The sequence below is a fragment of the Nocardia vulneris genome (assembly GCF_001613425.1).
GTDB classification, from domain to species: domain Bacteria; phylum Actinomycetota; class Actinomycetes; order Mycobacteriales; family Mycobacteriaceae; genus Nocardia; species Nocardia vulneris.
The window spans coordinates 335,944-361,129 of record NZ_BDCI01000023.1 but is presented as its reverse complement, the minus strand read 5'-3'; the positions used below and the strand labels follow the sequence as shown (position 1 = coordinate 361,129).

General features: G+C 68.9%; 22 protein-coding genes. 16 read left to right on the top strand and 6 right to left on the bottom strand.

Going from position 1 to position 25,186, the window contains the following annotated elements; genetic code table 11:
* Positions 1-75 precede the first annotated feature (75 nt).
* The 3 genes from NVU01S_RS26155 (at position 76) to NVU01S_RS26145 (ending at position 2,388) form a co-directional block, all read left to right on the top strand.
* A complete protein-coding gene (locus NVU01S_RS26155; protein WP_043664552.1) occupies positions 76-567 on the top strand; it encodes an SRPBCC family protein in 492 nt (163 codons plus the stop codon).
* A gap of 94 nt (positions 568-661) precedes the next feature.
* A complete protein-coding gene (locus NVU01S_RS26150) occupies positions 662-1,024 on the top strand; it encodes a PadR family transcriptional regulator (protein WP_043664761.1) in 363 nt (120 codons plus the stop codon).
* 2 nt (positions 1,025-1,026) lie between these two features.
* A complete protein-coding gene (locus NVU01S_RS26145; RefSeq protein ID WP_043664555.1) occupies positions 1,027-2,388 on the top strand; it encodes a permease prefix domain 1-containing protein in 1,362 nt (453 codons plus the stop codon).
* Between the two features lie 43 nt (positions 2,389-2,431).
* On the opposite strand, the gene NVU01S_RS26140 is transcribed toward NVU01S_RS26145, so the two are convergent.
* A complete protein-coding gene (locus NVU01S_RS26140; protein WP_043664558.1) occupies positions 2,432-3,310 on the bottom strand; it encodes an alpha/beta fold hydrolase in 879 nt (292 codons plus the stop codon).
* Between the two features lie 112 nt (positions 3,311-3,422).
* Between NVU01S_RS26140 and NVU01S_RS26135 the strand changes: the two genes are divergently transcribed.
* The 5 genes from NVU01S_RS26135 to NVU01S_RS26115 all read left to right on the top strand — a co-directional run bounded on the left by NVU01S_RS26135 (position 3,423) and on the right by NVU01S_RS26115 (position 10,678).
* Positions 3,423-6,677, top strand: coding sequence for an ATP-binding protein (locus NVU01S_RS26135; protein WP_209444753.1), 3,255 nt, complete (start codon positions 3,423-3,425; stop codon positions 6,675-6,677).
* Between the two features lie 299 nt (positions 6,678-6,976).
* Positions 6,977-8,143 carry an alpha/beta fold hydrolase gene (locus NVU01S_RS26130; protein ID WP_043664560.1) on the top strand — a complete coding sequence of 389 codons (1,167 nt, stop codon included), beginning with the start codon at positions 6,977-6,979 and terminating at the stop codon, positions 8,141-8,143.
* Positions 8,144-8,290: 147 nt separating this feature from the next.
* Complete coding sequence (locus NVU01S_RS26125) at positions 8,291-8,785, top strand: LppU/SCO3897 family protein (RefSeq protein ID WP_043664563.1); 495 nt, start codon at positions 8,291-8,293, stop codon at positions 8,783-8,785.
* Positions 8,786-8,872: 87 nt separating this feature from the next.
* Positions 8,873-9,880, top strand: coding sequence for an adenylate/guanylate cyclase domain-containing protein (locus NVU01S_RS26120; protein ID WP_082031828.1), 1,008 nt, complete (start codon positions 8,873-8,875; stop codon positions 9,878-9,880).
* A 54-nt stretch (positions 9,881-9,934) separates the two neighbouring features.
* Positions 9,935-10,678 (top strand): RluA family pseudouridine synthase, encoded by a 744-nt coding sequence (locus NVU01S_RS26115; RefSeq protein WP_043664566.1) that lies wholly within the window; start codon positions 9,935-9,937, stop codon positions 10,676-10,678.
* A 16-nt stretch (positions 10,679-10,694) separates the two neighbouring features.
* On the opposite strand, the gene NVU01S_RS26110 is transcribed toward NVU01S_RS26115, so the two are convergent.
* On the bottom strand, positions 10,695-11,342 hold the full coding sequence (locus NVU01S_RS26110) for a TIGR03086 family metal-binding protein (RefSeq protein ID WP_043664569.1): 648 nt from the start codon (positions 11,340-11,342) through the stop codon (positions 10,695-10,697).
* 86 nt (positions 11,343-11,428) lie between these two features.
* Here NVU01S_RS26110 and NVU01S_RS26105 point away from each other — a divergent pair, with 86 nt between their 5' ends.
* The 3 genes from NVU01S_RS26105 to NVU01S_RS26095 all read left to right on the top strand — a co-directional run bounded on the left by NVU01S_RS26105 (position 11,429) and on the right by NVU01S_RS26095 (position 13,561).
* Positions 11,429-11,878, top strand: coding sequence for a MarR family winged helix-turn-helix transcriptional regulator (locus tag NVU01S_RS26105; RefSeq protein ID WP_043664572.1), 450 nt, complete (start codon positions 11,429-11,431; stop codon positions 11,876-11,878).
* Positions 11,879-12,030: 152 nt separating this feature from the next.
* Positions 12,031-12,810 carry a metallophosphoesterase gene (locus NVU01S_RS26100; RefSeq protein WP_043664575.1) on the top strand — a complete coding sequence of 260 codons (780 nt, stop codon included), beginning with the start codon at positions 12,031-12,033 and terminating at the stop codon, positions 12,808-12,810.
* Positions 12,811-12,883: 73 nt separating this feature from the next.
* On the top strand, positions 12,884-13,561 hold the full coding sequence (locus NVU01S_RS26095) for a hypothetical protein (RefSeq protein WP_043664577.1): 678 nt from the start codon (positions 12,884-12,886) through the stop codon (positions 13,559-13,561).
* Between the two features lie 18 nt (positions 13,562-13,579).
* On the opposite strand, the gene NVU01S_RS26090 is transcribed toward NVU01S_RS26095, so the two are convergent.
* Complete coding sequence (locus NVU01S_RS26090) at positions 13,580-14,638, bottom strand: AraC family transcriptional regulator (protein ID WP_043664580.1); 1,059 nt, start codon at positions 14,636-14,638, stop codon at positions 13,580-13,582.
* 96 nt (positions 14,639-14,734) lie between these two features.
* Between NVU01S_RS26090 and NVU01S_RS26085 the strand changes: the two genes are divergently transcribed.
* The 5 genes from NVU01S_RS26085 (at position 14,735) to NVU01S_RS26065 (ending at position 20,751) form a co-directional block, all read left to right on the top strand.
* Positions 14,735-16,195, top strand: a complete 1,461-nt coding sequence (locus tag NVU01S_RS26085; RefSeq protein ID WP_043664583.1) for a flavin-containing monooxygenase — start codon at positions 14,735-14,737, stop codon at positions 16,193-16,195.
* Between the two features lie 32 nt (positions 16,196-16,227).
* On the top strand, positions 16,228-18,357 hold the full coding sequence (locus NVU01S_RS26080; RefSeq protein WP_043664584.1) for an ABC transporter ATP-binding protein: 2,130 nt from the start codon (positions 16,228-16,230) through the stop codon (positions 18,355-18,357).
* A gap of 52 nt (positions 18,358-18,409) precedes the next feature.
* The gene (locus NVU01S_RS26075; RefSeq protein WP_043664586.1) at positions 18,410-19,150 is read left to right on the top strand and encodes an energy-coupling factor transporter transmembrane component T family protein; all 741 of its coding nucleotides are present in this window, start codon (positions 18,410-18,412) and stop codon (positions 19,148-19,150) included.
* A 55-nt stretch (positions 19,151-19,205) separates the two neighbouring features.
* Complete coding sequence (locus NVU01S_RS26070) at positions 19,206-19,877, top strand: DUF1345 domain-containing protein (RefSeq protein WP_043664589.1); 672 nt, start codon at positions 19,206-19,208, stop codon at positions 19,875-19,877.
* A gap of 220 nt (positions 19,878-20,097) precedes the next feature.
* Positions 20,098-20,751 (top strand): DUF8020 domain-containing protein, encoded by a 654-nt coding sequence (locus tag NVU01S_RS26065; protein ID WP_042257381.1) that lies wholly within the window; start codon positions 20,098-20,100, stop codon positions 20,749-20,751.
* 166 nt (positions 20,752-20,917) lie between these two features.
* Here the strand turns inward: NVU01S_RS26065 and NVU01S_RS26060 are convergent, their stop codons facing one another.
* The 3 genes from NVU01S_RS26060 to NVU01S_RS26050 all read right to left on the bottom strand — a co-directional run bounded on the left by NVU01S_RS26060 (position 20,918) and on the right by NVU01S_RS26050 (position 25,184).
* The gene (locus NVU01S_RS26060; protein WP_043664594.1) at positions 20,918-22,111 is read right to left on the bottom strand and encodes a lipase family protein; all 1,194 of its coding nucleotides are present in this window, start codon (positions 22,109-22,111) and stop codon (positions 20,918-20,920) included.
* Positions 22,112-22,588: 477 nt separating this feature from the next.
* Positions 22,589-22,768, bottom strand: a complete 180-nt coding sequence (locus tag NVU01S_RS26055; RefSeq protein ID WP_043664597.1) for an antitoxin — start codon at positions 22,766-22,768, stop codon at positions 22,589-22,591.
* A gap of 100 nt (positions 22,769-22,868) precedes the next feature.
* Positions 22,869-25,184: an ATP-dependent DNA ligase gene (locus NVU01S_RS26050; RefSeq protein WP_043664599.1), complete on the bottom strand. Its 2,316-nt coding sequence runs from the start codon at positions 25,182-25,184 to the stop codon at positions 22,869-22,871.
* Positions 25,185-25,186: the final 2 nt, after the last annotated feature.

Here is a 25,186-nt window from a genome sequence, read left to right as displayed (position 1 = left end):
TTTTCGCGCCGATGTCGATCCGGCGCGACCTCCTTCGTCGGTGGGACGAAACCACCCGATGAGAGAGGTAAGACAATGTCGAACACCGAGCACATGACCGCCACCATGTCCGTCGACCGGACGTCGGACGAGGTCTTCGCCGCCATCACCGACGTGCGCGGCTGGTGGAACGCGAACATCATCGGCGACACCGCCGCACTGCACGACGAGTTCATCTTCAACGACGACTTCGCGTACGCGGGAGAAACCGTCAAGGAGAAGAAGGGCATCCGCTTCAGCCGATTCCGGATCACCGAGGTGGTGCCCGGCCGGCGGATGGTCTGGCACGTCGTGGATTCGTGCCTCACCTTCGTCGACGACCAGCACGAGTGGACCGACACCCACGTCGTCTTCGACCTGGTCCCCACCCCGGGCGGCACCACGCTGAACTTCACCCACGAGGGCCTGACCGGCGAATCCGAATGCTTCGAGTCCTGCTCCCGCGGCTGGACCTTCTACATCACCACCAGCCTGCCGCAACTGATCACCACCGGCACCGGCCAACCCATCCTCCGCTACCACTCCTGACCCCACCGTCGACGCCGCGCCGGGACAAGTCCTGGCGCGGCCTCATACCTAGAGCTACTATCCCTAGCAGATCTAGGGTTAGGAGGTGGGTGGCGTGCACATACCCAAGGATTTGGTGGCGGCCTCGGCGACGCCGCTGGTACTGGGCATCTTGGCGCGGCAGGAGAGCTACGGGTACGCGATCCTGAAGCAGATCAGCGAGCTGTCCGGCGGGGAACTGGAGTGGAGCGACGGGTTGCTGTACCCGCTGCTGCACCGGCTGGAACGGATCGAGCACATCGAATCGTTCTGGGACACACCCGAGGGCGGCCGCCGGCGGAAGTACTACCGCATCACCGAGCAGGGACGCCGGGAACTGGTCCAGCATCGGCGGCAGTGGGCCGCGGTGGTCGAGGCCCTCGACGGGATCTGGCAATTGACGCAGGGACCGATGACCGCACGTCCGGCTGAGGCGTAACCATGAGCGAGGACAGCGAACTCGAAGCGCAGATCGCGCAGTGGCGCGGCTACATGCGGCGCAGGCGGGCGGTGGCCACGACCGACACCGACGAGCTGGAAGATCATCTGCGCAGCACCATCACCGAGCTGACCGGTCTCGGCCTGAAGCCGGACGAGGGGTTCCTCGTCGCGGTGAAACGGATGGGCAGCCAGGACGAGCTGTCCCGAGAATTCGCCCGCGAGCACTCGGGGCGATTGTGGAAACAACTTGTGCTGACGCCAGATTCGGACTCCCCGGCCACGACGGGTGACCAGACGACGCTGCTCACCATGGTGGGTTGCGCGGCGGCCGCCGCCGTCGCCATCAAGGTGCCGTCGCTGTTCGGCGCGGGTTTCGACGAGCACCCGGAACTCTACGCCAGGAATATCGCACTGTTCGGACTCGCGCCGCTCGCAGCGTATTTCGCGATCCGGCGCCGGCTCGATCCGCGCCTCATCGCGGTACTGGCGCTGGTGTTCGTCATCGGCGCGGTCGGCGCGAACGCCTACCCGCTGGACAGTTCGTCACAATCGTTGGTACTCACCGCCATTCACCTGCCGCTGGCGCTGTGGCTGGTGACCGGTGTCGCGTATATGGGCGGCGAGTGGCGATCCGACCGCAGGCGAATGGATTTCATCCGGTTCACCGGCGAATGGTTCGTCTACTTCGTGCTCATCGCGTTGGGCGGTGGCGTGCTGACCGCTTTCACCGTCGGCACCTTCAACGCCATCGGTGTCGATGCCGAGGACTTCGTCTCGATGTGGCTGATGCCGTGCGGCGCCGTCGCCGCGGTCGTCGTCGCGGCCTGGCTGGTGGAGGCGAAACAGAGCGTGGTCGAGAACATGGCACCGGTGCTCACCCGGGTGTTCACGCCGCTGTTCACGGTCGCGCTGCTGGCGCTGCTGATCGGAATCGGGTTGAGCAGCACCGGGATCGATGTGGATCGCGACGTGCTGATCCTGTTCGACCTGCTGTTGGTCGTCGTGCTCGGGTTGCTGCTCTACGCCATCTCCGCCCGGGATCCCGAAGCCGCGCCGGGACTGTTCGACAAGCTGCAACTGGCGTTGGTGGTCAGTGCCTTGATCATCGATGTGCTGGTGCTCGCCGCCATCACCGGCCGCATCACCGAATACGGTTCCACCCCCAACAAGATCGCGGCGCTCGGCGAGAACGTCATCCTGCTGACCAACCTCGCCTGGTCGGCCTGGCTGTTGTTCGGGTTCCTGCGGCGCAAGCAGACGTTCGCGCGGCTGGAGCGCTGGCAGACGAGATACCTTGCGGTGTACCTCATCTGGGCCTGGGTCGTGGTGCTGGTTTTCCCGCCGCTGTTCGATTTCCTCTAGGCCCGGCGAGGTCCGCGCCCAGCGCGCGGACCTCGCCGCGGGCTCAGCGGGTCAGCAACGCGCGCAGGGCCGCGGTGACGGTGGCCGGCGACTCTTCGGCCATGAAGTGACCACAGCTCACGGTGGTGTGCTGCAGGTCGGGAGCCCAAGCGCGCCACAGCGCTTCGGCGTCGAAGCCGAGTGCGGCCCCCCAATCCTGTTGCAGGACAGCCACCGGCATGCGAAGGAGGTTGCCCGCGGCACGATCGGCGCGATCGTGTTCGAGGTCGATGCCGGCCGAAGCCCGATAATCGGCGACGATGCTGGTCACCGCGGCCGCGCACGAACGCAGGTAGACCTCGCGGATCTCCGGCGGGATGGCCGCCGGATCCCGTGTCCACGCATCGAGGAAGTACCCGAAGAAGTCGTCGGCCGTGGCGGCGATCATCGCCTCGGGCAGACCCGGCGGCTGCGCCATCAGAAAGAGGTGGAATCCGACCGCGGCCGTCACCCCGTGCATGACATCCCAGGTGTCGAGCAGCGGCAGCACGTCGAGCGAGGCCAGGTGGGTGACGGCCGCGGGGTGGTCCAGACCGGCCCGGAGGGCGACGAACGCGCCGCGGTCGTGCCCCGCCACCGCGAAGCGTTCGTGGCCGAGCGCCCGGGCCACCGCGACGACGTCCGCGGCCATGGTGCGCTTCGCGTACACGCTGCCGCCGGTCTCGGCCGGCTTGTCGCTGTCGCCGTAGCCGCGCAGGTCAGGGCAGATGACGGTGTGATCGGCCGCCAGGTCGGCCGCGACGTGCCGCCACATCAGGTGGGTCTGCGGGAAGCCGTGCAGCAGCACGATCGGGCGGCCTGCACCACCCACCGCGACATTGAGTTCGACCCCGTCGCCGACGGCGAGGCGGCGGTAGTCGAATCCGGTAATCTCCGATGTCATGAGGTGTCCTTCCGATGGTCGCTGGTGACGCCGGACAGTCTTTTCGCCCGCGCTCAGCACCGAATCAGCAGCGACTGAGCGCGGCCGTCGCCGAGCAAGCCGGACCGGTCGCGTGCCGCGGCTGAGCTTCCGCGTGCTCGGCCCCATCGGCGCCGAGCGGGCGGGTGAACCCTTGCCGCTGAAGGGCCCGCGGCATCGGGCCGTGCTCGCCCGGCTGCTCGTCGCGCACGGACGCATGGTCACCACGGATCAGCTGATCGATGACCTGTGGGAGCACCCGCCGCAAGCCGCGGTGGGTGCGCTGCAGACGTTCGTGGCCGAACTGCGGCGGCTCCTCGAACCGGACCGGGCACCGCGCAGCCTGGCGACGGTGCTGGTCACCGCCGCACCCGGCTACGCACTTCGCGCCGACAGGGTGGACGCGGACGATTTCGGCACCGCGGTCGGCCGAGCCGCCGAACTGCTGGCCACCGGCGACAGCGCCGACGCGCTGACGACCCTCGACGACGCGCTCGCCCTGTGGCACGGCCCCGCCTACGCCGAATTCGCCGAACAGGGTTGGGCGCGTGCGGAAATCGATCGCCTGGACGGCCTGCGGCAGCTCGCCGCCGAGCACCGTGCGGCCGCGCTGATCGACCTCGCTCGGCCCGCCGAGGCGGTGCCCGGCCTGCATGCACTGCTCGCCGCACATCCGCTGCGGGAACACGGCTGGCAGCTGCTCGCCCTCGCGCTGTACCGGTCGGGCAGGCAGAGCGATGCACTGGCCGCGCTGCGCCGCGTCCGCGGGCTCTTGCGTACCGAACTCGGTGCGGACCCGGGCCCCGGCCTGCAACAGCTGGAAGCGGATATTCTCGCGCACGCCCCACAGTTGCGGCCCGTTCCGGCAGCGGTTCGAATGCCCTCGCCCGGAACCGGTTTCCTTGGGCGAGCGACAGAGCTGGACGCGCTGCGCCAGGCCGCGGAAACGGTGCAACGCCAGGGACTCTTCCGCCTCGTGCTGCTCTCCGGCGAAGCCGGTGCCGGTAAAAGCGCTCTTGCCGAAGCGATTTCGTCCATGCTTGCCGAGGACGGTTGGCGTGTCGCGCTCGGCGAGAACCCGGCGGACACGGGTGTCCCACCGGGCTGGGCGTGGACGAGGATTCGTGCGGCGCTGGCGGACCGCCGGTCTGATCCGGATCTCGCAGCGAGCGCCGACGAAACCGACCCCGCGCCAATGGAATCGGAGACCGATCGATCGCGCCCGGCCTTCGCGGGTGCCGATCCGGCCGAGGCCCGGTTCCTGTTCCACCGGGCCGCCGCCGCAGAGCTAGCGGTCGTGGCGCGCCGCGCGCCCGTGCTCGTGGTCTTCGACGACCTGCACAATGCCGGTGCCGAGACCCTCGATCTGCTGGCCGCGCTGACCACCAGCCGAACAGCGGGCCCGGTACTCGTCCTGGCGACCTACCGCAGCACGGAGATCGGCACCGAACTCACCGCCCTGCTCGGGAAGGTGGCCCCCACCGAGCCCGTACGGATCTACCTGGGCGGGCTGTCCGAGGCCGACACCGTCGCGCTGGTGCGCGAGATAGCCGGACCAGAGGTCGCGGACAGCTACAGCTCTCGAATTCACCGGCGCAGCAATGGCAATCCGTTCTTCGTCCGCGAGCTGGCGCGACTGCTGCGCGACGAAGGGACCACCTCCTTCGACGCGGTACCCGCGGGCGTCCGTGCGGTCATCCGGCATCGGATGGCCGCACTGCCGCCGGCCACGCAGACCGTGGTGCAGCAGGCCGCCGTGCTCGGCGCGGACATCGATCGCGAGATCCTCTTCGAAGTGTTCGGGGACGCGGAGTCCGCGCTCGACGCGCTGGACCAGGCCATAACCGTCGGGCTGCTCACCGAACTGCCGGACGGCGCGCTGCGCTTCACCCACGAACTGGTCCGCGACACCGTCTACCACGAGATCAGCGGCGCACGCCGAGCCCGTTGGCACGGCGAGATCGGCAGCTTGCTCGAAAAGACCGACACCACAGCCGTTTCCGTCTTGGCGCACCATTTCATCCGAGCACAGAGCCGGGCGACCGCCGCGAGCGCCGCCGCGTACGCCAGCGCCGCCGCCCGCGCGGCCGAACAAGGCTTCGCACTGGCGGAGGCAGTGCGGCTATGGCGGGCGGCCCTGGCGGCCTTCGACCGATCGCCTACCCCCGATCTGTCCGCCCAGCTGGCCGCGACGACGGGACTCGCGCGGGTGCTGGCGGTCACCGGTGCGCTGGATGAGGCGCGGACGTTCCGCCGCCTCGCCATCACCCGTGCCGAACAGCGGGGCGACCCCGCCCTGACCGCAGAGATCCTGAGCGCGTTCGACATTCCCGCCGTGTGGACGACCAACGATGATCCCGAACTCGCCGGGCACATCGTGGCCGCCGCCGAGCGCGCGCTCACGGGGCTGCCCGCCGAGCGTCGCGAGTTGCGGGCCCGGTTGTGTACCACGCTGGCGCTGGAACTCCGTGGCACCACCGATGACCGGGGCGTACGCGCGGCCGCGGCGGCGGAGCGGATCGCCCGGGAACTCGACGATCCCGCGCTGCTGGCCTTCGCCCTCAACGGCCGGTTCATGCACACCTTCCAGCGCGCCGGCCTCAGCCCGGAACGGGGCCGGATCGGCGACGAACTCGTGGCGCTCGGCGGCGCACACCGGCTGATCTCCTTCGAAGTTCTCGGCCACCTCATCGCCCTCCAATCGAGCTGTGCCACAGCCGATCTCCGAGCCGCCGCGGACCACGCGGCCGCGGCGGATCGGTTGGCGAACGAATACGAACTACCGATGGTCGGCGTGTTCACGGAGTGGTTCGCGGCTCTGCGTACCGCCCTCACCGGTAGTCCGGCCCAGGCCGAGGCTGCTTACCGCGCGGCGGCCGAAAGCCTCGGCGGCAGTGGCATGCCCGGAGTCGAACGGGGCCTGCTCCCCCTCGCACTCTGCTGCCTGCGGCTGCGCCACGGACTGCCGATCGACCCGGACGCCACCGAGCAGTACGGACCATACGAACCGTGGATTCGCCCGATCGCCCTGCTGGACAGCGGACTTCGCGACGAAGCGGCCACCGCGCTGCTGGCGACGCCGGACGCACCGCACGACCTGCTGTACGAACTCCGCATCTGCCTCACTGCGCGGGCGGCACTCGCTCTCGGCAAGGAGACGACGATGCTCCGCTGCTACGACCAATTACTACCCGCCGCAACCGAACTCGCGGGCGCGGGTAGCGGAATGGTCACCCTGGAACCCGTCGCGCACTACCTTGCGAACCTCGCGACCGCACTCGGCCGTCCGGCGACAGAGCATCAGCGGCAAGCCCGAGTGGTGGCCGGGCGCATTCAGCAGCAGACCTGACGCGACCACACAGACAAACGCCGCGCTCGCACGCGCCCACCGTGGGCACGATTCAGTGCACAAGAGACCGGGCGCATCGGTCCCCCGCTGTGGCGTTTGCCCGGCACCTACGTGCCATCGGACAACCCCGTGGCCCGGCGCGATACCGCACACTCCGGCGCGTTCGAGTCCGCTCGGCACAGCCGCACAGGTAGCGTGGGTTTGCTTACAGTTCGCCATCACACGATGTGGTTGATACACAACCGGCCTAATCTGATCTTCAACTGGACGATCGTCCAACAAGGTGGAGAGGGTTCTCGATGCGCGTTGTTCGTGGTTGGAAAAGTTCCGTCGCCGTTGCCACAGCGACGGCCTGCACCGCACTCGCCCTGCAAGCCACTCCCGCGGCCGCGGAAACTCCGGGGATGCTGATTCAGGTGACCCCGCAAGCCGACGGCTGGCACGGGATGGCCGATGGGTCCGCGATCAGCTATTGGATGACCGGCTCCGACGGCACCCCGAAGCCGGCCAGCGGTGCGCTGTTCGTCCCGCCGGGCACCCCACCCGCGGGCGGCTGGCCGATCGTCGCGTTCGACCACGGCACCACCGGACTCGGTCAGGGGTGCGGCGGCGAATCCGATCCCAGCACCGCGCCCGCCTCGCACTGGCACGAGGAAGAGGACGGGATCATGCAGCATCTCGTCGACCAGGGCTTCGCCGTCGTGGCGCCCGACTATCTCGGTCTCGGCCTGTTCGACACCGGCCCGCACCCGTATCTCGAGCTGCGCACCGAGGCCACCGCCACCCTCGACCTGTTGCGCGCCGCCCGCTCGGCCCGGCCGGAACTGTCCGAGACCTGGTCCGTGCTCGGCCTCTCGCAGGGTGGGCAGGCCGCCCTCGGCACCGGCCACCTGCAATCGACCTACGCGCCCGAACTCGACTTCCGCGGGACCGTCGCGGTGGACCCGGAATCCGATGTCGAGAAGGTGCTTCCCATTGCGGGGCCGGGCATTCCGACGCTGCCCGGCACCAGCGAAACGCTCGGCTTCTTCTCCAGCATCCTGGCCGGACTACGCGCCGCTCGGCCAGATGTCGACGTGAATCAGTTCCTCAGTCCGCTGGGGCGCACCGTGATCGACGAGATCGGCACCATGTGCAAACCGGAGATCGAAGCCAGGGTGGACGGTCTGGGCATCGGCCAACTGCTCTCGAAGTCGTTGTCCGACAGCCCCCTTCGTGCCGCCTATGACTCCTACCTGACGGTGCCGACCTCCGGTTACGACGCCCCGATCCTGCTACTGATCAACCTCACCGACACCACGGTCCCGTCCCCGTTGCACGGGACGCTCGTCGCGCAGCTCGCCGCCAACGGAGCCGACTTCCGCACGGTTACGGGCACCGGCACGCACACCCAACTGAACCCCCAGATGTGGTCCGCCCTCGACACTTTCCTGGCCCACATCAAGGCCACCCCGGCCCAGCGATAGCGGACGGCGCAAGAGCGCCACTGCCCTGCCGGCGCAGGCGATTCGTGCTGAGCATCACGCTTGGGTAATGTGCTGCGGTTGCGCCGCGTCCGGCGCGACATCGGTTGTCGCACAACCGGTTGTGTGCATCATGGGGAGGACCTCGGCATGCGGAATTTCGCCGCACCGGCCACGGTGGCGCTCGGCGCCCTTTCGATCACTTGCCTCGTCGGCTCGGGAATCGCGGCGGCCGTGCCGGATTCGGTCGAGTCACTGGAAGTCGGCGACTGCATCAACTATTCGGATCGCTCCGGCACACCCGTCGACTGCGGTTCGCTGGAAGCCAATTACCGGCTGGTGGAGAAGACCTACGGCGAATGCAGCGATCCGGCCGCCGACGTGGAGTTCTCCACCGGTGACCGCAATGGCAATGTGTCGCCGACCTATTGCTTCGTCTTCGATTGGCGGGAGGGCACCTGCTACGACTTCACCGGCAACGGCCCGTATCACAAGGTGGACTGCGCAGTGCCCGGCAACGAGATCGGCAGGGTCACCGCGATCCATCAGGGTGTCGCCGATTCCGGTCTCTGCGGGGAACGTGAAGACGCCGTGACGAACCAGCGGTTCCAGCTGACGATCTGCTACGTGCCACCACGGCGCTGACCGACGCCACGGCCCGGCCGCTGTGAGGTCACCCAATTGCGACGGTGTGTACACCGGGCGGGGCCGGGACCGTCGTAAGGTACGGACATGGTGCCCACCGAGAAGTCCGAGCTGGTGCAGGCGGTTGTCGAGGCGTATCTGCTCGACGGCCCGCGGCAGTACACCCGCACCCAGGTCGCCGAGCAGTCGGACAGCACCACGACGCTGACCAAACGGCTGTGGACCGCGCTGGGCTTCCCGGCCGGACTGGACGACGACGCCGTCGACTACACCGACGCCGATATCGCGGCGGTGGAGAACTTCCGCACCCTCGACGTGCTGTCCTCGGCCGACGCGCGGCAGCAGGCGGCGACCGCGCGCACCCTCGGCCAGGGCATGGCCCGATTGGCGGAATGGCAGGTCGATCTGGTGCTCGCCGAGATCGGCGCGCGCATCGCCGCCGCCGACCCGAACGCGGACCCCATCGACACCGTCCGCGCCGCGACCGAAGGCACCATCGCCACGCTCGAACAGCTCAACAGCTACGCCTGGCGTCGCCACCTCGCCGCGGCGCTGTCGCGTTCGCTCGACCCCGGCACCTCGGCCGGCGAGACCGTGCGTGATCTGGCCGTGGGCTTCGCGGACATGGTCGGTTACACCCGGCTGACCAGACATCTGCACCCCGACGAGCTGTCACTGCTGCTGGAGTCGTTCGAGTCCACCACCACCGCCGCGATCACCGAGAACGGCGGCTGGGTGGTGAAGAACGTCGGCGACGAGGTGATGTTCGCCGCCACCAACGCCGCCGACGCGGCCCGCATCGCGCTGGCCATCCAGGAGTCGACCATGATGGTGGGCGGCACCCCCGAGCTGCGGGTCGCGGTGGCGTACGGGCCGGTGCTGCAACGGTTCGGCGACCTGTACGGGTCGGTCGTGAACATCGCGTCCCGGCTCACCGGTGTCGCGCGGCCGGGCACGGTGATGATCGATGACGAGGCCGCCAACGCGCTCGACGGCGAGCCGGAGTTCATCGTCAAGAACCTGCGCAGCGTGCGGGTGCGCGGATTCAACCGGCTGCGCCCACATGTGCTGCGGCGCAACGAGAAGAAGAGCTGAGCCGGGCGCGCAACGGTCCGGCGACCGGCCGTCCGTATCCTCATCCCGGTGGAAATGGACTGGTCCGAGCTGCGCACCCGCTGCCTCGTCGCGGAGGACGACGCGATTCTGGCGCTGCACAAGCCCGCCGGCATCTCGGTCACCGGCGAGCGGCACGACACCGATCTCGTCGAACTGGCGGCCGCGGCGGGTGAAACGCTCTACCCGGTGCACCGGATCGACAAGGTGACCTCCGGCCTGATCTTGTTCGCCAAGGAACTCGGCGCGCACGGCCAGTTGACCAGGCAGTTCAACAAGCAGACCGCGGACAAGGCGTATCTGGCCATCGTCGAGTCGGCCGGGCTGCCCGAGACCGGGACGCTGGAGCTACCGCTCAGTGTCGGGCGCAAGAACCGGGTGCGGATCGCGGCCCCGCGCGAGTGCATCCAGCGCGTCGGCGACCGCTGGTTCATCGACGACGCCGACCTGCTCGACACCAAGTCGTACCCGTCCACCACGCAGTTCACCACGGTGCTGCGGCGGGCGGAGCGCACGGTGCTCGCGCTGCGCCCGATCACCGGACGCCGGCACCAGATCAGGGTGCAACTGGCCTGGATCGGCCACCCCATCGTCGGCGATCCCCTCTTCGACAGATCGGGTACCCACGAGCGCACCTATCTGCATTCCTGGCGGCTCGGACTGACCGCATCCTGGCGTACGCCACCGGAACTCGCGCTCGAGGCGACACCGGACGCCGAGTTCTGGCTCCCGGTCGAGGCGACACCCGACGAGGCCACCCGCCTGCTCGCCACCCTTTAGCCCCTGCCGTCGCGGGTCAGTCGCGCGGCCACTGCGGGGAGCGCCCGAGCATCGCGACGATCCGGTCGAGGCGGTCCGTGGTGGACCACGGGACCTCTGGGCCGAAGGCCGCGCCGGGAGCCAGGCGGATCTCGCCGCCGGGGACGGCCGCGGCGACAGAGTAGGCGGCGTCGAGCAGGTCCGCGTCGAACTGCACGGGCAGCCCCAAAGTCTTTGCCACGTCCCAGGAATGGACGACGTAGTCGATGAAGTGGAAGCTCACCGCCTGCGCGCCGGAGAACTGGAACTCGGCGCTGAATTCGGTGAGCAGAATCTTGCGGTCCAGCACGTCCGGTTCGGCGAACGCGGCGAGGACGTCCGTCGCGGCGGCCTGATAGCTCGCCACCGGGTCGGCACCGAGTGCGCGGGTCTTCCACACAACCGGGTCGCTGTCACCGCGCATCGCCGCGGCGAAGCCGTGGTGCTGGGCGATCATGTGCGTCAGCAGGCCGTGCAGGGTCCAGTCGGCGCACGGTGTCGGCTTCCGGAGATCGGCGCCGGTCACCTGCTCGACCAGGGCGACACTGGCTCGTACCGCCTGCGCGTCGAACGCAACGAGGTCGACCTCCTGCACCAGCGCGTCGAGGGTGCGCAATTCCGTACGGGTATCCGGATCGATGGACATCTCGGTTCTCCTCACAGTGCCCAATTAATAAGCTCGTGCATATCGTATGTGTAAGCTTATTATCACGCAAGCAGTACTTTCTACCCATGTCCGAAGCACGCCGACCCGACCTCGCCGCGATGATCGCGCCGCTCGGCCGCGCGCTGATGGCGGCGGAACTGCCTGTCCTGCAACGCCATGAGCTGTCGATGTGGGCCTACGCCGTCCTGCTCGGCCTCGGCCGCGAACCCGTCTATACGCAGGCCGCGCTGGCCAAGGCGATCGGCGCGGACAAGACCCGGATCATCGGCGTGCTCGACGAACTGCAGCGGCGCGAACTCATTCGGCGCGAACCGGATCCGGCGGACCGCCGGGTGAATCTGGTGTCGCTCACCGCCGCCGGACGCGCGCTGCGCGACCGCGCCCAGCGCGATATCCAGGAGCAGGAAGAACACTGGTTGAGCCGGCTGCCCGCGGCCGACCGCCGGGTCTTCCTCCGCTCGTTGCAGCGGTTGGCGGCCCTGGCCACCGACAAGTCGAACGGAACGCCGCTATGACCGCCGACACAGACCACCGCGCACGTTTCCGCTGGTGGTGAGCCTCATGGCGACGGTTAAGCCGCAGGTCAACTAGCCTTGTACCGTGTCGCGCACGGGAGGCGGGCACACTCTGACGCAACGGAGCGATCCCCCAGAGAAAGCGAACACCGATGATCTTGGTGGCTCAGGTCAGCGACACCCATTTCGATCTCGGCGCCCGCAACGCCGCACGGGTCGAACGGGTGATGGCCTTTCTCACCGGCCTGCGCCACAGGCCGGACGCGATCCTGGTGACCGGCGATGTCACCGATTCCGGCAAACCCGAACAGTACGAGCAGGCCAGGCGCGCCTTCGAACTCGACATTCCGGTGTATGCCATCCCGGGCAACCACGACGATCGCGCGACGTTCCGCAGCGTGCTGCTCGGCACCGACGCCTCGACCGCACCGATCAACCAGACCCATCGGATCGGGGATCTCACGGTCGCCCTGCTGGATTCGAGCATTCCCGGTGAGCCGAGCGGCCTGCTCACCGAGGACACCTACGCCTGGCTGCGCGACGTGCTCGCGGCGGCGCCGGCGGGCAAACCGGTGCTGGTCGCCCTGCACCATCCGCCCGCACACCTGTTCAGCCCGATCGTCGACGAGATCGCCCTGGCGGAGCCGGAGAAGCTCGCCGAACTGGTCGCGGGCGACGATCGCATCATCGCCGTGCTCACCGGTCACGCGCATTCCGCGGCCACAACGACATTCGCGGGCCGCCCGCTGCTCGTCGCGCCGAGCACCGCGTCCGTGCTCGGCGGCGAGTGGGAACTGGACCCACCGGACCACGTGATGGACTACGCGCCGGACCCGGCGATAGCTCTGCACATCATCGACGAAAAACACGGGCTGACAACCCATTTCCGCAGCGTGCCGATGGGCGGCCGGGTCGGCGTGCCGCCCAGCTGAGCAGACGTCGTTTAGCCGCGGCAGGTCCGGGCAGTCGAGGGAGAGCAGTGTCCCTCGAGGAGAAGGAACTCCCATGCCGGATCTTGCCGCGTCAGCAGTACGTACCGCCTTCACCGCCGGCGCCCGGTTGCGGCGGGCCAGGGTCTTTCATCCGAACGGCCTGCCGCTGTCCGGCCGACTGCGTGCGGAAGGCGAATTCACCACCCTGTTCGGCGAGGGTGACCGCGCCGTCATCGCCCGCCTGTCCAAGGGCGTCGGCACGCCGGGCGGACTGCCCGACGTGCTCGGCTTCGCCTTCCGGGTGCTCGACAGCCACGACCGGCCTTGGGATTTCGCGTTGGCGACCACGGGGCGCGGCGCGCTCGGCCGGTTCGTCATCACTCCCGCCCGCGGCTGGGTACACGCGCGGTACGGCAGCCTGATGCCGTACCGGGTCGGAAGTTCGTCACCCACTTGGTTTTTCGCCGAACCCGACCCTGCTCAACCCACCACGGCCGCGCTGGCCGAACTGCGGGAACACCTGCGCGACAACGCCCTCTCGTTCGAGTTGACGGCGAGCGGCCTGGGCACACCGACCTCCCGCTTGGCCGAGCTGACCCTGCGCCTCGCCGAACCCCAGGAGCACCGGACGGACTTCTACGACCCGATGCTCAACACCCCCGACGGTGTCGACCTGGTGCCCAGAGCCGTGGGCAAAGTACGCGAATTCGCTTACGCGGGCAGCAGGGACGGCCGCGGCGAAGAGTCCTGACCCGGCGATCGATCCGGCTCAGCGACGCAGCGCGCGTTCCCTGCGATACGCGGCCGGGGTCGCACCGGTCCAGCGTTTGAACGCGTAGATGAAGGTGGACGATTCGGCGTAACCGAGCCGGATCGCCACATCGCTCACCGAAAGCGGTGTGGTGGTGAGCATTTCCTCGGCCAGCGCGCGACGCACCTCGTCGAGCAGTGCGCGATAGCTGGTACCCGCCGCGTCCAGGTGACGACGGAGAGTGCGTGTGCTGATATTGAGATCGCGGGCGACGGAATCGATTCCGGGTGGCGCGGTGAAGCCCTCCAACCCGCCGGGCACGAGCAGTGCTCGCACCTCGGCGGCGATGCCGGTGCGGGCGCGCCTGCGGTGCACCAGATCACGGCACTGCGCCAGGCACATGGCCCAGGTCTGCTCGTTCGCCTGGGGCAGCGGCTGATCCAGCACCGCCGGATCGATCGCGAACAGATTGCGCGGTTGCCCGAAACGCGGCCGCACCACCGTGACCTCTTCGATCCGGTCCGCGTAGGCCGGTTCCTGGAACCGGAATTCGGCCCTGGCCAGGGGCAGCTGCCGACCGAGAAGATCGCTCATCACCTGGTGCATGGCGGTGACGTCGCGCTCCACCAGGAACTGGCGCACGTCGGCCGGGATCAGCTCGTCGTGCACCCACGCCACGAATTCGCCCTCGCGCCATTCGGCGACCGGCAGGCAGAAGGTGAAACTCAATTCGAGATACCGCAGCGCGAACGAGATCGCCTCGCCGAGGGTCGGGCTGCTGACGCACGCGAAGCCGAAGATGCCGAAAGTGGTGATCCGATAGCGGCGGCCCACCTCCACCCCCACCGCGGGCCGCGCGGCGAGTTCGCGCACCAGATTCCGGATCACCGCGAGTTCCACATGCGCGGCGATCTGCGCGTCCGGGTCGCGCAGCAACGATTCGGTGAGCCCGGTCCCGGCGAGCATGCGCCCCGCGGGCACGCCGTGCTCGCCCGCGTAGGCGACCATCAGCGCCACGCTGGCTATCCCGCGCGGAAAGTTCCAGTCACGGATCCCAGGATCCTGCACCCGTTCCACAGCGCCACAGTATTGGACAGAGTGGCCGAATTTGTCGATCGGGTGGGTGGCGGGGACTTAGAGTGGGAGTAACTACATTCCCGTGAGGAGTGTCATATGGCAGCAGGGCGGCAGCCGTCGGTAGTGATCATCGGCGCGGGGTTCGGCGGAATCGGGATGGCGATCGAGTTGCGCCGCAACGGTTTGCCCGACATCACCATTCTGGAGCGGGCCGCCGACCTCGGCGGCGTGTGGCGCGAGAACACCTATCCCGGCGCCGCCTGTGATGTGCCGTCCCCGCTGTACTCGTTCTCCTTCGAGCCGAAGCCGGACTGGCCGCAGCGCTATTCCGGCCGCCTCGCCATCCACGACTACCTGCGCGGTGTCGCGGCACGCAACGGCGTGCTCGACAGCATCCGGTTCGGCGCCGATGTGACGCATGCCGAGTTCGACGACGCCACCGGCCGCTGGACGGTGCACACCGCCGACGGCACCGCGCACACCGCGGATGTGCTGATCCCCGCGGTCGGACAGCTGTCCCGGCCGACCCTGCCGGATATCGCGGGCCTCGACACGTTCGCGGGCCCGGCGTTCCACTCTGCGCAGTGGGACCACGCGGTCGACCTGACCGGCAAGCGGGTGGCCTGTATCGGCACCGGCGCCAGCGCCATCCAGTTCATCCCCGAGATCCAGCCGCGGGTGGCCGAGCTGACGCTGTTCCAGCGCACACCGGCCTGGGTCATCCCGAAGTTCGACACCGACTACTCGCCGGTGCAGCACCGGCTGTTCGCCCGCCTGCCCGGCGCGCTGCTGGTCGAGCGGTTCGGCTGGTGGGCGATCGCGGAATTCGTCTCGCTCGGCCTGGTGGAATTCCCGGCCATCGCCCGGCTGGTGGCACGCATCGCCGAACGGCATCTGCACAAGCAGGTGACCGATCCGCGGCTGCGGGCCGAGCTCACCCCGGACTACCCGATCGGGTGCAAGCGCGCCCTGTTCTCCAACGACTACTACCCGGCCCTGACCCAGTCGAACGTGCAGGTGGAGACCACCGCCATCACCGCGGTGGTGCCCGAGGGCGTACGCACCGCCGACGGCACCGTGCACCCGGCGGACGTGATCATCTACGGCACCGGTTTCAAAGGCACCGAATTCCTGTGGCCCATGGACATCTACGGCCGCGCGGGCCGCAAGTTGTCCGATGTCTGGGCTACGGGGGCGCACGCCTTCTACGGCATCGCCGTGCCGGAGTTCCCCAACCTGTTCCTGGTCTACGGCCCGAACACCAACCTCGGGGTCGGCTCGATCATCTACATGATCGAATCGCAGGCCCGCTATATCCGGCAGGCGGTCGCGTTGCTCGGCGACGGGCGGCGGCTCGAGGTGCGTACCGACCAGGAGCAGCGGTTCAACGACGCGCTGCAGCAGCGGCTGGCCCGGACCCCGTGGAACTTCTGCTCGAGCTGGTATCGCGACGCCGCGGGCCGGATCACCAACAACTGGCCAGGTTCGCAGACCAGCTACCGCCGTCACCTCCGCAAGCTCGACCCGGCGGACTACACCCTCACCTCCGCAGGCTGAGCCGGGTCGGCGCGGGGTGGCAGACTTGTGCCGTGAGTGGACTGCCGACAGCTGACAAACCGGCCGAACACGGGCCGTTGCGTCCGATCGAGCTGGCCACCGGCGCGGTGCTCGGCGGTGCCACCGTCGGGTTGGTCACCGTCGGGTCGGTGATCCCGATGGCCGCCGCGCTGAACCTGGTCGCGGCGGTGCCGATGGGGATGATCGCGCACCGGTTCCGGTTACGCGCGCTACTCACCGCCGCCATCGCGGCCACCCTGGTCACCTTCGTCGCGACCGGGCTGCTCGCCACCATCGGCCTGCTGATGACCTCGACGATCGCGGGCATCATCGGCGTGCAGAAGCGCCGCGGCGGCGGATTCGTGACCGTGTTCGGCCTCTCGGTGCTGGCCGGGCTGCTCTGGGGCGCGTTCTCGGTCGGCTTCCTGCAGCTGGTCACCGCGACGCGCAACCTGGTGTTCGACAACATCCGCAACGCCTCCCGCGGCATCCAGGATCTCGCGGCGCGCCAACCGCAACTGGAACCGCTCGGCCGCGCCGCCGCGGATATCACCGATTCGGTGCTGCGCTGGTGGTGGCTGTGGGTCGGCGGCGGCGCCGCGCTCGGCATCGTGACCACGACACTGTTCTCCTGGTTCGTGCTCGGCTCGGTGCTGGACCGGCTGGCCTGGCTGCCCGGCCACGACCGGCTCGACGCGCCACCGGACGACCGGCCGATCGGACCACTGCCGGTGACCTTGCAGGGCGCCGGATTCCACTACCCGCAGGCGCAGCGCGCGGCGCTGCGCGATATCGACCTGACCGTGGCGGTCGGCGAGTTCGTCGCGGTGGTCGGGCACAACGGCTCCGGCAAATCGACGCTGACCCGGCTGCTCGCGGGCCTGCCACCGACGGCGGGCACCGTGCGGCGACCGGGCTCGGCGGGCCTCGGGCATCCCGGCGGCACCGCGCTGGTCATGCAACGGCCGGAGAGCCAGACGCTCGGCGTGCTCGTCGCCGATGACGTGGTGTGGGGCCTGCCACCGGAACTCGCGGCCGAGGTCGACGTCGAGGCGCTGCTCGGCGAGGTCGGTTTGGCGGGCATGGGCGCCAAGGAGACGGCGACGTTGTCCGGCGGGCAGCAGCAGCGGCTCGCGGTCGCCGCGGCACTGGCCCGCAGGCCCGCGCTGCTCATCGCCGACGAGGCCACCTCGATGATCGATCCCGACGGGCGCCGCGAACTCGTCGAACTGCTTGCCGCACTGCCGAAACGACACGGCATGGCCGTGGTGCTGGTGACCCACCACGAGGCCGACGCCGACGCGGCCGACCGGGTGATCCATCTCGCGGACGGACGCGCGGTCGACAGCCTGCCCGCCTGGCCCCGGCCGGCCCGCGCCGACCGGCGCCGGCCGATGGGCGAGACCCTGCTCGAATTGCGCGGCGTACGACACACGTACAACCGCGGCACCCCGTGGGAGGCGGCGGCGCTCGACTCCGTCGACCTCACCGTGCGCCGCGGCGAGGCCCTGCTGGTGGTCGGCGGCAACGGGTCGGGCAAGTCCACCCTCGCCTGGATCATGGCCGGCTTGATCGAACCCAGTTCCGGCCGTTGCGAACTCGGCGGCAAGTCGATCACCAAGCAGATCGGCCGGGTGGAACTGGCCTTCCAGCATTCCCGGCTGCAATTGCAGAAGCAGACGGTCGGCGCGGAGATCGCGGACTGGGGCGGGCGGGCCACCGGCTCGGGCGCGGTCGGGCGGGCGCTGGACGCCGTCGGCCTCGATCGCTCGCTGGCCGCCCGCTCGATCGAGGAGCTCAGCGGCGGCCAGGCCAAGCGGGTGGTACTCGCGGCCATCGTGGCCAGCCACCCGCAGGTGGTGGTGCTGGACGAGCCACTCGCCGGGCTCGATCCCGAAGGCCGCGCCGATATCGTGGAACTGCTTGCGCGGCTGCGTGATTCGGGCTTGACCCTGATCGTCATCTCGCACGATGTCGAGGACATGTCCGCGGTGTGCGACCGCACGGTGCACCTGCGGTCCGGGCGCCTGCTCGCCACCGAATCGGCGACGGACGTCGCACCGGTACCGAAAAACCTCGCGCCCCACCCTGATCCGCACCCGGCCGGGCCGGCGTCGCGACCGGGCGACGCGGCCTGGGGCCTCGAGCACGGAGGTCGATGATGGACTACACCACGACGATGGACTACACCACGACGCGCGCCGAGGTGTGCGGATGAGCCTCGTCTTGTTTCGTCAGGTGCCCGTGGAGAGCCCGGTGCACCGGCTCTGGGCGGGCACCAAGATGATCGCGACCTTCCTGATCAGCCTGCTGTTGATGGTCCTGCCGACCTGGCCGGTGCTCGGCATCCTGATCGTCTTCCTGATCTTCATCGGCGTGGTCGCCCGGCTGCCGCTCGGCACCCTGCCGCGGCTGCCCTGGTGGTTCTGGGCGCTGCTCGTCGCGGGAGCGCTGGTCAATCTGCCGGTCGGCGGTCAGGCCCTGCTGCGCTACGCCCAGGTGACGATCTTCGGCCTGATCATGGTGGCCGCGTCCTTCCTCGTCGCCTGGACGACGCCGATGAGCGATATCGCGCCCGCGCTGGCCAAACTCGGTGCGCCGCTACGCAAACTCCGGGTGCCCGTCGACGAATGGGCGGTGGTCGTCGCGCTCACCCTGCGCGGCCTGCCGCTGCTGATGGACGAGATCCGAGTGCTGCGCGCCGCGCGCAAACTCCGGCCCAAGGACGGCGCGCTCTATCTGGCCACCGAAAACGTCCTGATCGATATCCTCACCGCCGCCATGGCCGTATCCACCCGCCGCGCGGGCGAACTCGGCGAAGCGATCTCCGCGCGCGGCGGCACCGGCGAGCTCGCCGCCCATCCCAGCTCGCCGGGACGACGCGACGCCATCGCACTGGCCGTCGTGTTCGCCGTCTGCGGCGGCGCGTTCGCCCTCGGCCTAGCGCTGCTCTAGGCGGACCCGCCCCGCCTCCCGGAAGTCGGTCCGCCACCGGGTGATACTGGCCCGAATGAGTGACGACGCCATACCGGCTTGGCAGCGCCGGACCGCCCGGGAGTCCCGGGTCGCGATGTCGGTGGCCGTGCTGGCCATGATCGGGTTGCAGCTCGCGTTGCCGGACCGGTTTCTGCCGGCGCCTGGATGGTTGCTGCCGGCGCTGGAGGGTTTGCTCGTGGTCGTGCTGGCGGTGGCCGATCCGCTGCGCCGCGATCGGGAAGAGAACTGGTTGCGCTGGGGCGGGCTGGTATTGGTCGGACTGCTCGCGCTGGCCACCGCATATTCGGCCTATCACCTGGTCATGGGATTGATCGATGGGACGCTCAGCGACGACCCGGCCCGGTTGCTCGGTTCCGGCGCGGCGATCTGGCTGACCAATGTGGTGGTGTTCGGACTCGGCTACTGGGAGTTCGACCGGGGCGGGCCGGGCGCCCGGGCAAACGCTCGAAAACCGTTGCCGGACTTCTTGTTTGTCCAGATGCAGAACCCCGAACTGACAGACCCGGAATGGGAACCCCAGTTCATGGACTACCTGTACCTGTCGTTCACGAACGCCACGGCCTTCAGTCCGACGGACGTGATGCCGATGACGCGGTGGGCGAAGGCGATGATGATGGCGCAGTCGGGGATCTCGCTCGTGCTCGCGGCCCTGGTCATCGCCCGTGCGGTCAACGTCTTGCGGTGAGCCGTAATTGAATAGCCAACGGCTATAACATAATCCACGTATTTTAAACCGGAAGAATACCCCCTATTTTTGGGGCCAAACGCCTTCGGGGCGGTACAGTTATCTGCGGAGTAGCTGTTGTTTGAATCACATGGTGTCTGCGCACCGCAGTGGGGGAAGGAAATTCGGCGTGCGCAGCGTTCTCCAATGCTTGAAACCTGATGAAGATGGGAACACCCGAATGATTCTCCGCAAGATCACCGCGGCTGCCATTCCTCTCGTCGCGGCGGTCGCCGTCGGCGCGGGCACCTCGTACGCAGCACCGGCCGCACCGGCGGCCAACGACATCGGCTATGCGTCGAACCTGGTGGGCGACAAGATCATCACCACGCTCACCGGCGGCTCGTTCGAGGTCGCGGGCGATGCGGTCGCGGTGAAGGACGAGGCAGGCAACACCGTGGTGACGATGCCGCTGGCCTTCCGGCAGGACGGCCTGGAATACCCGCTACCGCACGCGGTGAGCGACGCGGGGCGAACCCTGGAGCTAACCGTGGTCAAGGACGCGGCGAAAGCGCGTCCGGTGCCCGCGACGGAAATCGCCTCGCCCTATGAGAATCAGCGGGCCCAGGACGCATTTCTCTCGCAATTCGGCATCGCGACCGCGGTCGGTGGTTTCATCGGCACCGCGATCGGCGCGCTGGTCGGCCTGACCGGCATCCTCGGGGGCCCGACGGTGATCGCCAGCGTCCTGGCGGGCGCCGCGGTCGGTGGCATCATCGGCACCATCGTCGCCGGTGGTCCTACCCTGATCGTCGCGGGTATCGACCTGATCGGCACCCTGACCGCCCCGCCGGGCACCACCAAGTGGATGAACGACGGCAGCCCCAAGAACTGACGCGCACCCGACACGGCGCACATCGGCCCACTCGGCCGATGTGCGCCGTGTTGCTTTGCGCAGCAGCCGCTTTCAGTGCGGGCGCGACGCGCACCTTTTCGTGCCAGCAGCGGCGCGTCGCCCGGCGAGTCCGTGCGCGGCACGCGAAAAGGTGCGCGGCAGCCGGCTAGCGCGCGTGGCAGCCCGGCGGCACGGGAGCGCCGGCCACCCGGTCGGCGAGGTAGGCCATGGCGCCGAGCGCTTCGCCGGCGGCGGCGGGATTGTGGCCGGGGAGCGGCGAATTCAGATACGTGATGTCGGCACCCTGTGCGCAGTAGCGGCCGACCAGGTCGGTGAAGCCCGCCGGGGGGATCACGTCGTCGGTGGTGCTGTGGTACAGGTACAGCGGCACCGTCGGGGCCGGTTCGCCCAGCTCCTGACCCGCGGTGGCGGCCCGAAAATCGGGATGGGACAGCAGGTCCGGGACCGCGGCGTAGTCGTCGACGCGGGCGCCCATGTACTTCAGCACGAGATCGGGACCACAGGCGTTGCCGTCGGCGGCCAGCATCGCACGACCGCGGTCGTTGAGCAGATCGGCGACACCGGCGTTCGGCTGGTCCTTGATCGCCGCGAGCAGGATGAGCATGGCCAAGCCCGCCTGGCCGGTGCCGTCCACATGTTTCGCGATGGCGGGCCAGTTCGACGGCAAGCCACCCGCGGCGATGCCCGCGAATCGGATGTCCGGCGCGTACTGCGGCTGCATCTGCGCCGCCCACAGCGTCGCGAACGCCCCACCCGAATAGCCCCATGCGGTGATCGGTGTCTGCGGCCCGAGACCGGCCGCAGGCAACGCGCGCGCGGCACGGATACCGTCCAGCACACCGTGACCCGCATTGACCCCGTCCAGGAACCGCGCCTGCGGCCCCTCGTGATCACTGGTCACCACCGCCCAGCCGCGGCGCAGCGCGTCGGCCATGAACGGGGTGTCGATCAGGGCTTGCGCGCCACCGAGATCGCCGCCGCCGCGCAATGCGTAGGACGGCGCGCACCGGGTGCCGAGGCTGTCCTCGGCGATCTGGTAGGACAGCAGCGGCCGCGGTCCCGGCCCAAACCAGGGCAGCATCGGCACCATGACGGTGGCGACGTCCGCGATCGCGGCGCCGCCCGCGTCGGTGCTGCGGTACTTCACCTGCCAGGTCGAAACCGGTAGCGGCAGACCGAACAACGCGATCTGGCGCGAGTCCACGATCGCGCCCTCGGCATAAGCGGCGAGGTCGGCGGGCGCCGCGTAGAAGGGATCGGCGTCCGGGGGCGGAATCTGGGCGTGCGCCGTCCCCGACGGGCTGAGCGGCGTCGCGGTCAGCAGCACGGCGGCGGCCACCGATAACCCGAATCTGAGCAGGACCGATCTCCGGGATCCGGTGGATGTTGCCGCGCCGACGAACGTTGCCCCACTACCGATTCCGCTCGGAGTCGCCATGGTAGGCAACCTACCTTGCCTGCGCACACCCCGGCCGGTACTCGCCGGATGTTTCGCCGAAACCCCTAATTCGTTGCCGGACCGACATATTCGGCCGACGAGCCGCGCTAGGCCGGACACGCCGCGCTCGGCGGCTGCATGGTGGTCGCGCACAGGGCCTCCCCGGGTTCGCCCGGGCGCACCCGTGCACCGGCCGTGACCTGCGCCGATTTACTCGAGCCCCGGGTTGTCCACGGTACTGGCCGGGCGCGGCGCCGGGCAACGGTCATCGCCGGTCAAGACCGCCGCCGCGCCCTGTCCGCCGTCGAAAGATGCTTCGCCCCAACCGGATCGGCGCCGAATCGGCGACGGAACGGACTGGACGCCCCGCAGCCGCTTTCAGCCCTCCTTGCGCAGGGCCTGCTTCGCCGCCTCCTGCGCGGAATCCACCTGGCCCGCGAACTTGCCGCCGGTCTTCTGGTCGACGATATCGCCGGCCTTGTCGATGACGGTCTCCACCTTGTCGGCGTTCTGCTGGGCCAGGTCGAGCGCCTTGTCTGCCAGGTTCTTGAAGTCCACTGTGCACTCCTCGTTCTCGCGCTGAGTTCAACCGCGGACTCACCCTACCGAGGCGAACACCCGCCGCACCGGCACGACGAGCGCGAAAACGGTCACACCGTCAGTCCTGCGCACCGAGCCAGGCCGGGTGCCACAGCCGGCCCGTCTCGGTCCAGTTCATGAATCGCACCGAGCCGCGTAGTTTCGGGGTCACCCACACCGCTTCCTTACGTTCCTCGGCGGTCAGGTCGTTGTCGAACGGGTTCGTCTTGCGTTCCAGCTTCGCCAACCGCCCCGCCAGCTCCTGCAGGTCGGCGTCGTTGAAGCCGGTGCCGACCCGGCCGACATAGATCAGCCTGCCCTCGTACGGGATGCCGACGAGCAGCGACTTGAACTCGCGCGCCGCGCTGCGCCGCCAGCCGCCGACCACCACGTCCTGGGTTCGCCAGTTGCGTTGCTTCACCCAGGAGTGCCCGCGCTTACCGGGCAGATAGACGGAGTCCTTGCGTTTGGCGATCACGCCTTCCATGCCGTGGTCCTGGCTGTAGCGCACCGCGTCCGCGCCCTCGCCGTCCAGTCGCGGCGGCACCCGCAGCGACGGCGCGGTGCCGGCGAGCGCCTCCAGCACCCGGCGCCGATCCGAATACCGTTTCCGGACAAGCGAAGTGCCGTCCAGGTACAGCACGTCGAAGGCCACGAACACGGCCCGGGCCGCGTCCGCTTGCAACAGGCCGAGATTGGCGACACCGTGATCGTCGAACACCACCGCCTCACCGTCGAGCACCACCTCGTGCCCGGCCAGTTCGTCGGCCAGCGGCCCGATCCCCGGGTACCGCGCGGTCACCACGTTGCCTTTGCGGCTCCGCAAAGTCATGGTGCCGTCGTTGATTTCCGCGATCAGCCGGAAGCCGTCCCATTTCGTCTCGAAGCACCACTCGTCGGTGCGCAGGTCCGCGACGTCGCCGGGAGTCGCGAGCATCGGCGCGAGTCCCCGCGGAAACGGCGACGGGCCGCTGGACACCCTGATGATCCGCCCCGTGGAGGCGGTGTCCGCACCGTTCGGCTCGGGCTCGGCGGCATCGCCGTGCTGTTCCCGCATCAGGTGCATCAGCCACTGGTTGCCGTTGGTCTGGATCAGCGCGTAGCGCCCGTTGAGGCGTTCGCCGTGGAATCGGACGATCACCTCGTCGTCCCGCCATTTCTCGGTGACGTAGGTGCCGGAGTCCCAGATCGTCATCTCGCCCCCGCCGTACTGCCCCTTCGGGATCGTGCCGTGGAAGTCCAGATATTCCAGCGGGTGATCCTCGGTGTGCACGGCGAGTCGGTTCTGCTTCGAGGAGGTGGGCGGCCCCTTCGGCACGGCCCAGCACACCAGCACGCCGCCCCGCTCCAGCCGCACATCCCAATGCAGCCGCCGGGCATGGTGTTCCTGCACGACGAAGCGGCTGTCCTCGCCCGGCACCGGCCGGTCGACCGGCACGGGTTCGGGGGTGCGCGCCGGATCGCGCATCGACCGATACTTCGCCAGCGCGTCGGGGCCCGACTCCGCCGAGGCGGTATTACGTTGCGGCAGTGCCGGATCCAGCTCGGCGAGCAGGTCGCCGTCGGACTGCCAGCGCGCGAGGACTTCGTCGAAACGCAGGTGCCGCAGCTTCTTCCGGCTCTCCAGTTCCCGCCAGCTGCGCGGCGCCGCCGCGTTCGGCTGCTCGCGCCCGCGCAGTGAATAGGGCGCGATGGTGGTCTTGGACGGGTTGTTCTGGCTCCAGTCGAGGAAAACCTTGCCACCGCGCACGGATTTCGACATGGTGGCGGTCACCAGATCGGGATGCAGCTTCTCCAGGTTGGTCGCGACCTGCTTGGCCACGGTCGACGCGCCGCTGCCGCGCAACTCCCGATCCAGCGGGACATAGAGATGAATTCCCTTGCTACCGCTGGTCACCGGGAACGCGCGCAGGCCGATGCCCTCGACCATATCGCGCACCGCCAGCGCGACCTTCGCGCATTCGGCCAGCCCGGCGCCGGGCCCGGGATCCAGGTCGAACACCAGCCGGGTGGCCGGCCCCCGCTCGTCGTCATCGAAACGCCATTGCGGCACATGCACTTCCAGGGCCGCCTGCTGGCCGAGCCAGGCCATCCCCGCCTCGGATTCGATCAGCGGATAGGTGACCGTGCGGTCGGAGTGCCGGACGGTGCGCCGCTCGATCCAGGACGGCGCGTGCGACGGGAGGTTCTTCTCGAAGAAGGAGGGTTCGTCGACGCCGTTGGGCCAGCGTTTCCTGGTGACCGCGCGACCGGCGATATGCGGCAGCATGGCGGGCGCGATCGCCGAATAGTAGGCGATCACTTCGCCTTTGGTGGTGCCGGTGGCTGGATACAGCACTTTGTCGAGGTTGCTCAGCTCAACCTCGATACCCCCGAAATCCCGGCGGGCGGCCATGA